Source organism: Gemmatimonadota bacterium (assembly GCA_026702745.1).
Classification (GTDB): domain Bacteria; phylum JAAXHH01; class JAAXHH01; order JAAXHH01; family JAAXHH01; genus JAAXHH01.
On sequence record JAPPBT010000062.1, the window covers coordinates 1 to 6,241 of the forward strand.

Below are 6,241 nucleotides of genomic sequence, written 5' to 3' on the forward strand. Positions count from 1 at the left end.
GTGCTTGAACACCCATTTTACGACAAAGGTCCCCAGGAGAATCGCGAAGGTGATGGCGAGTTCCTGGCCCGTCCATTGCCACGACTGTTCAAGGAGATTGATGAGGGTATCCATAGTCCGTTCCTTCCCGACAGGGCCGGTACTTCCGGCATTTTTTTGTCGCATCGCCGGCGCCGATGCGTATATTTCAAGGGCTGTATCTTAACGTAAGACCCGTGGACTGTCAAGTTGAGGTCCCCTGGCAGGAATGCCCGGTACGGGGAATGTCATGAAGGAGGTAAGGTGTGTCGACGCGCGCCATAGTCCTGTTTATAACGGCCCTGTTCATCGGTCTGACCGCCGTACTGTGCGACGGCTCCGGAATCCCGGTACCACCCAAATATACGGGAGATCTTCCTGAGCTCCAATCGCGCGGCGTCGTCCGCGTCATCGTCCGTCCGGACGCTGTCGACCATTTGCCCCGCAACGCGGAACCGGTCGAACTCGACCATGACATCGCTCGGGGCATCGCCGAATCGCTGAAGCTGGATCTGCGGCTCGTCACCGTCGAGGACCACCGGTCCATGGTCGACAAGCTTCTGCTGGGCGAAGGAGACCTCATCGCCGCGAACCTCACGGATACACCGGAACGGATGGAGAAAACGGCCTTTTCCGTGCCCTATCACTTTGTCGATGAATACCTGATTGTCCCCGCCGGCGAAAGCGTCCCGGACAGCCTCGATGATCTGAACGGCATGGAGGTCAGCGTCCGAGCGTCCAGCTCGTACTACCAGACGCTGCTGGAGTTACAGAAGCAGGTGCCCGGGCTGCGTATAAACACCGTGCCGGAAACCCTGCTGACGGAAAGTATCATCGACGGAGTCGCCCGCGGCGAATTCGAGGCGACGGTCTGCGACAACAACCTGTGGTACGCCGTGGCAAGCGCGTATGACGAACTGGCCGCGCCGCTAGCGCTGTCAGTGAACCGCGAGGTCGTCCTGCTGATGCGACCCGGCGACAAGGAACTGAAGAACAGGGTCGACGAGATCCTGCTCGCCCGGCAGATATCGCCCACCCGTGAACGTGTTTACGCCGATGACCTGGACGGATTGAAGAAACGCGGCCGGCTGCGCATGATCACGCGAAACAACGCGCTTACCTACTTCATCCACCGCGGCATGCAGGTCGGCTACGAATACGAACTCCTGAGAGAATTCGCCAGGCGGAACGACTTGCGGCTGGAAATCGTCATACCGGACGACCACGCCAAACTGCTCGACTACCTGAACGAGGGCAAGGGTGACGTCGTCGCCGCGGCCATGACGATCAACGAAGAAAGGGCGGCCGCAGCCGCATTCACGACGCCCTACAACGATGTGGAAGAAGTGGTGGTCGTCCGCACCGACGAAGAGGGCATTTCCGGTTTCGGGGATCTCGCCGGTCGAACGGTGCACGTCCGCGGCAGTTCATCGTTTCTCGCACCGCTCCGTGCCGCCGCGGATTCCGTGGAAGGCCTGGAGATCGTCGAGCTGCCGGGCGACGTCGAGACGGAGGAAATCATGTTCGGTGTCGAGGACGGCACCTACGACGTGACCCTGGCGGATTCGAATCTGCTGGAAGTGGAACAGGCGTACGGACACGACCTGAAGGCGGCGTTCAGCATCGGACCCGCGTCCCTGGGATGGGCCGTGCGCAAGGACAATACGGCGTTGCTCGCAGCCCTCGACGAGTACATCAGCCAGGAGAAGCGGGGACTGTTCTTCAACCTGATGCGCAGGAAGTACTTCGAGAACATCCGTACCATAGCCAAGTCCAAGGACTCGCTGCGGGTCGACCTGAGCGGCCAATTGTCGCCATTCGACGACCACGTAAAGAAGTACGCCGGCTTTTACGGCCAGGACTGGCGCCTTGTCACCGCGCAGATGTACCAGGAATCCAGGTTCGATCCGGACGCTGTGAGCTGGGTAGGCGCCCAGGGACTCATGCAGGTGATGCCGGCCACGGGAGAGCAGATGGGATTCACCGAGCTGCATGACCCGGAAGAAGGCATCCATGCGGGCGTCAAGTACATGGACCACCTACTGGACCGGTTCGACCCGAAGTTGCCGATGGAAACACGGGTGCATTTCGCGCTCGCGTCCTACAATGTCGGATACGGCCACCTCCTCGACGCCCGCCGCCTGGCCAGGCAGAAGGGATGGGACGCCAACCGGTGGTTCGGCCACGTCGAAGAAGCCATGCTGCTCCTTTCCAGGCCTGAGTACTATAGCCGGGCACGGTACGGTTTCTGTCGGGGTGGACAGCCGGTACACTACGTCGAGAATATCCAGCAGTACTATGACGCCTACCTGGAAGTACTCGCCTCGACCGAGCCGGTTCGAACCGTCGAATCAACTCGCCCGGAACCGCTCGCACTCGACGGTCCGCTTAGTCCGGTCAGCCTGGTCCGCCCGGTCCAGTACGACACCACGACAGAACTCGTCATACCGAAATAGCCCACTGTCGGAGCTTGCCATGAATTCCGACGTCCAAGACCCGACCCGCCAGGAACCCTGGCAGCATCTACAGGCGCTCATCCAGGCCGAATCGCGGCACGTGCTGCCTTCCTACATCGGGTCGCTTACGGCCACCGAACTGGCACGGGCCGTCTCGCGCCTGAGCCAGGAAGAACACTCCCGGTTGCTCGGTCTCCTGTCGCCCCAGGACGCGGCGGAACTGATCGACCGCGTCGAGGACGTGCAGGCGGTCGACCTGATCGAGGATCTTTCACCCACCGATGCCGCGGCGATCGTGGACGAGATGTACAGCGACGCCCAGGCCGATTTGCTCGGAGGTCTCAAGGACGAGGAAGCGGAAGCCATTCTCGAGGCGATGCCGGACGAAAGGGCTGCGGAAGTCCGGCAGCTGCTGCAATATCCGGACGAAACGGCCGGCGGGATCATGCTGACCGAGTTCGTGTCCTATCCTGATCATTTCTCCGTGCAGGACGTAATAGAAGACCTTCGGAACCGGCACGATGAATACGTCGGTTACGACGTGCAGTACCTTTACGTATCGGACGGGGCGAGACTTTCGGGCGTGCTGCGGTTGCGTGACGTGCTGATGGCCCTGCCCGGCCAGCAACTCACCGAAGTCATGGTGGAAGATCCCGTGCGCGTCAACGTGCTTACGCCGCTCGAGCAGATGCGCGACCTCTTCGAAACCTACACCTACCTGGGGTTGCCGGTCACGAACGAAGAAGGCAGACTGGTCGGCGTGGTACGCGCCGCGGACGTGCAGGAAAAACTGACGGAACAGACCGAAAGCGAGTTCCTCAAGACCAGCGGCATCGTAGGCGGCGAGGAACTGCGCAGCATGCCCGTCCTGACGAGGTCCACGCGACGTTTGTCCTGGCTCAGCGTCAACGTCGTCCTGAACATCATTGCCGCGAGCGTCATCGTCTTGTACCAGGACACGCTGGAAGCGGCAATCATCCTGGCGGTCTTTCTACCCATTATCTCGGACATGAGCGGGTGTTCGGGCAACCAGGCGGTCGCGGTGAGCATCCGGGAACTGGCCCTGGGACTCGTACGGCCCGGGGAGATTCTGCGCGTCCTCGTCAAGGAGGCCTCCGTCGGCCTCATGAACGGCGTAGCCCTCGGCGCGCTGCTCGCCGGCGCCACCCTGTTGTGGCAGGGGAATCCCTACCTGGGCCTCGTCGTCGGAACCGCCCTGGCGGCCAACACGCTGCTGGCGGCGTGTCTGGGAGGGTGCATTCCCCTCGCGCTTCGGGCGATGAAGGTCGATCCCGCGCTGGCATCCGGTCCCATGCTCACGACGGTAACGGACATGTGCGGCTTCTTTCTCCTGCTTAGCCTGGCACAGTTCATGTTGCCGAATCTGGTCTGAAAAGGGATTTAAACGTGCATCCAGGTATTACCCGCTTCATAGGAAACCTGCGCAAGGCGGGCCGGTTCATCGGCAGCGAGATCTGGCACATCAACACCCGGGGGCTGTCCAGGCTGCACGCGCTCCTCGTGCGCGTCGCAAAGTCCATGATCTTCCTGTATCACCAGTTCTGGGAGGACCGTTTGCTGACCCGGGCCTCGGCCCTGACCTTCTCGAGCCTGCTGGCCCTGGTGCCACTGCTCGCCATCGTATTCACCTTGTACCAGAGCCTGGGACTCTACGTGGACTTCGAACCGACCTTGAGAGAGTGGTTGCGTCCCCTGGGCAGCGACGGCGACATCGTGGCCACGCAGATCATGGATTTCCTGGCCAATGCCCAGACCGGCACGCTGGGATACATCGGGTTGGTGGTACTTCTGTTCGCCGTGCTGGGCATCCTGGCGAATATCGAGGAATCCTACAACGACATCTGGCACGTGCGGCGCATGCGAAGCTGGAGACAGCGCCTGGTAAGCTACCTGGCACTGCTGCTCATCGGACCGCTGATCATCGTGGGTGTCGTGACTTTCATGGGATCATCGGACAGCATTGCCTTACTGGCCAACTTCGAAAGGATCGCGGGCTTCTCGCCCCTGTCCGTCCTGCTGATCGGACTCTTCTTTTCCCTCATCATCTGGTCGGTACCCAATACACGGGTTTCCATACGGTCCGCGCTGGTCGGCGGGATGATTTCGGGGTGCGGCTGGATTCTGCTCAACCGGTTATTCGCCCAGCTGATTGCGGACACCACGCAGGCCGGTGCGCGGGAGATCCTGTTCGCGGGTTTCGCCGCCCTGCCGATCTTCCTGATCTGGCTCTACCTCGGATGGGTGATCCTGCTGCTCGGAGCGATCCTGGCCTATTCCATCCAGAACGTGGGTATCATGGAGTGGCGGCAGTCGGAGCGGGTCCACGGGACGGCGCTGCGAAGCTACATCAACGTCCTCGCATTCCTCTACATCTTCCGCAATTTCGTGGAAGACAACAGGCCGACCAGGCTGGACCGGCTATCCGCGCAGACCGGGGCACCGGAGAACGTACTAGACGAGATGCTGTCGGCCTACGTGGATTCAGGACTGCTTTCGCGCAAATCGGGGTACCACATTACCTACATGCCGGCGACCTCGCCGGAGGACTTGCCCCTGCGGTCCCTCCTGAACGTACTGTACCATCCGGGACCGCTCCCAGACCGCTTCCAGAGCGTCGATCCGCTGAACGCCCTGGCCCGGGACCTCCTGCAGTACTACCGGACCTCCTACCGCTATCCCCTCGACCAGTCCCTCACGGACACGGTCCTCTCACTCACACCGCCGCGCAAGGCACCCGGCGAGCACACCGAGGACGGCCCCCAGGTATCTTGACCTTCTGAGGTATCGGCTCTTACCAGGTATCTGGATTTTCCCAGGTATCTGGTTCTTCAGTAGGAAATCCCGGAACGGCGTAATCCTTCCAGGCTGCATCCCTGCGGCAGGTCGTGGCCCTTGACCGCGCGGAAGAACTCCTCCATCCCGAGCAGGAAGGGCTCGATGTACTCCCGCGAACCTGCTTTGCCCATGTGACCCACGCGCAGTGCATCCCGGGCGAACTCTCCCATGGCCTGGGCCGCCAGGAATCCGTGGTTTCGGAGCAGGTAGGTGCGCAGTTCCGCGGCTTCTGACACGTCCGGATGGACCCGGAAGGTGGTCACGGTACAGGACGCGGCGGCATCGGCCACAATGGGTGTGCACCCCACCGCGCGCACCCCGGCGCGGACCACGGACCGGGCCCACGCGTACCGGGCCCAGTGGCCTTCCAGCGACTCCCGGTGCAGGATTCTCTTCAGGCTGGCGTGCAGAGAGACGATCAGGCTGCTGGCCTGGGTCGTGGGATAGGGATGCTCGCCAGAGGATTCGGAAGCCCGTTTCCACACGGCGAGGTCGTAGTACCAGCCCCGATGACCGCTGTCCTTGGCGCGAATGATGTCCCACGCCCGGTCGCTTACCGCCAGGATGCCCAGCCCGGGCGCGGTTTCCAGGGCCTTGTTGGAGGAGGTAACGGCCACGTCGATGCCCAGTTCGTCCACGGGGATGTCATAGCCGCCCAGGGCCGACACGCCGTCCACGAAAAAGGGCAGGTCGAATTCCCGGGCCAGGCCGGCGTAAGCCTCCAGCGGATTCCGCACGCCCGTGCCGGTGTCGTTGGCGACCACGACCAGGCCGGCGGTCCGGGGATGGCGTTCGAGGGCGTCGCGCGTTTTGTCCGGGTCGCCGGGCTCTCCCCAGGGGTCGTCCACGGCGATGACCTCACACCGGAAGGCCTTCAGTATCTCGACGAGGCGATTGGCGAAGGGTCCGTT

General features: G+C 62.2%; 4 protein-coding genes. 3 read left to right on the top strand and 1 reads right to left on the bottom strand.

Features of this window, described 5'->3' with window-relative positions:
• The first annotated feature begins 284 nt into the window (after window positions 1–284).
• From OXH56_09935 to OXH56_09945, 3 genes are read left to right on the top strand one after another with little or no spacing between them, the layout of a single operon-like run.
• On the top strand, window positions 285–2,474 hold the full coding sequence (locus tag OXH56_09935; GenBank protein ID MCY3555626.1) for a transporter substrate-binding domain-containing protein: 2,190 nt from the start codon (window positions 285–287) through the stop codon (window positions 2,472–2,474).
• Window positions 2,475–2,493: 19 nt separating this feature from the next.
• Window positions 2,494–3,867, top strand: a complete 1,374-nt coding sequence (gene mgtE / locus OXH56_09940; protein ID MCY3555627.1) for a magnesium transporter — start codon at window positions 2,494–2,496, stop codon at window positions 3,865–3,867.
• A 14-nt stretch (window positions 3,868–3,881) separates the two neighbouring features.
• Complete coding sequence (locus OXH56_09945) at window positions 3,882–5,267, top strand: YihY/virulence factor BrkB family protein (GenBank protein ID MCY3555628.1); 1,386 nt, start codon at window positions 3,882–3,884, stop codon at window positions 5,265–5,267.
• A gap of 56 nt (window positions 5,268–5,323) precedes the next feature.
• Here the strand turns inward: OXH56_09945 and OXH56_09950 are convergent.
• A partial coding sequence (locus tag OXH56_09950) for an aminotransferase class V-fold PLP-dependent enzyme (GenBank protein MCY3555629.1) occupies window positions 5,324–6,241 on the bottom strand: 918 nt, incomplete at its 5' end.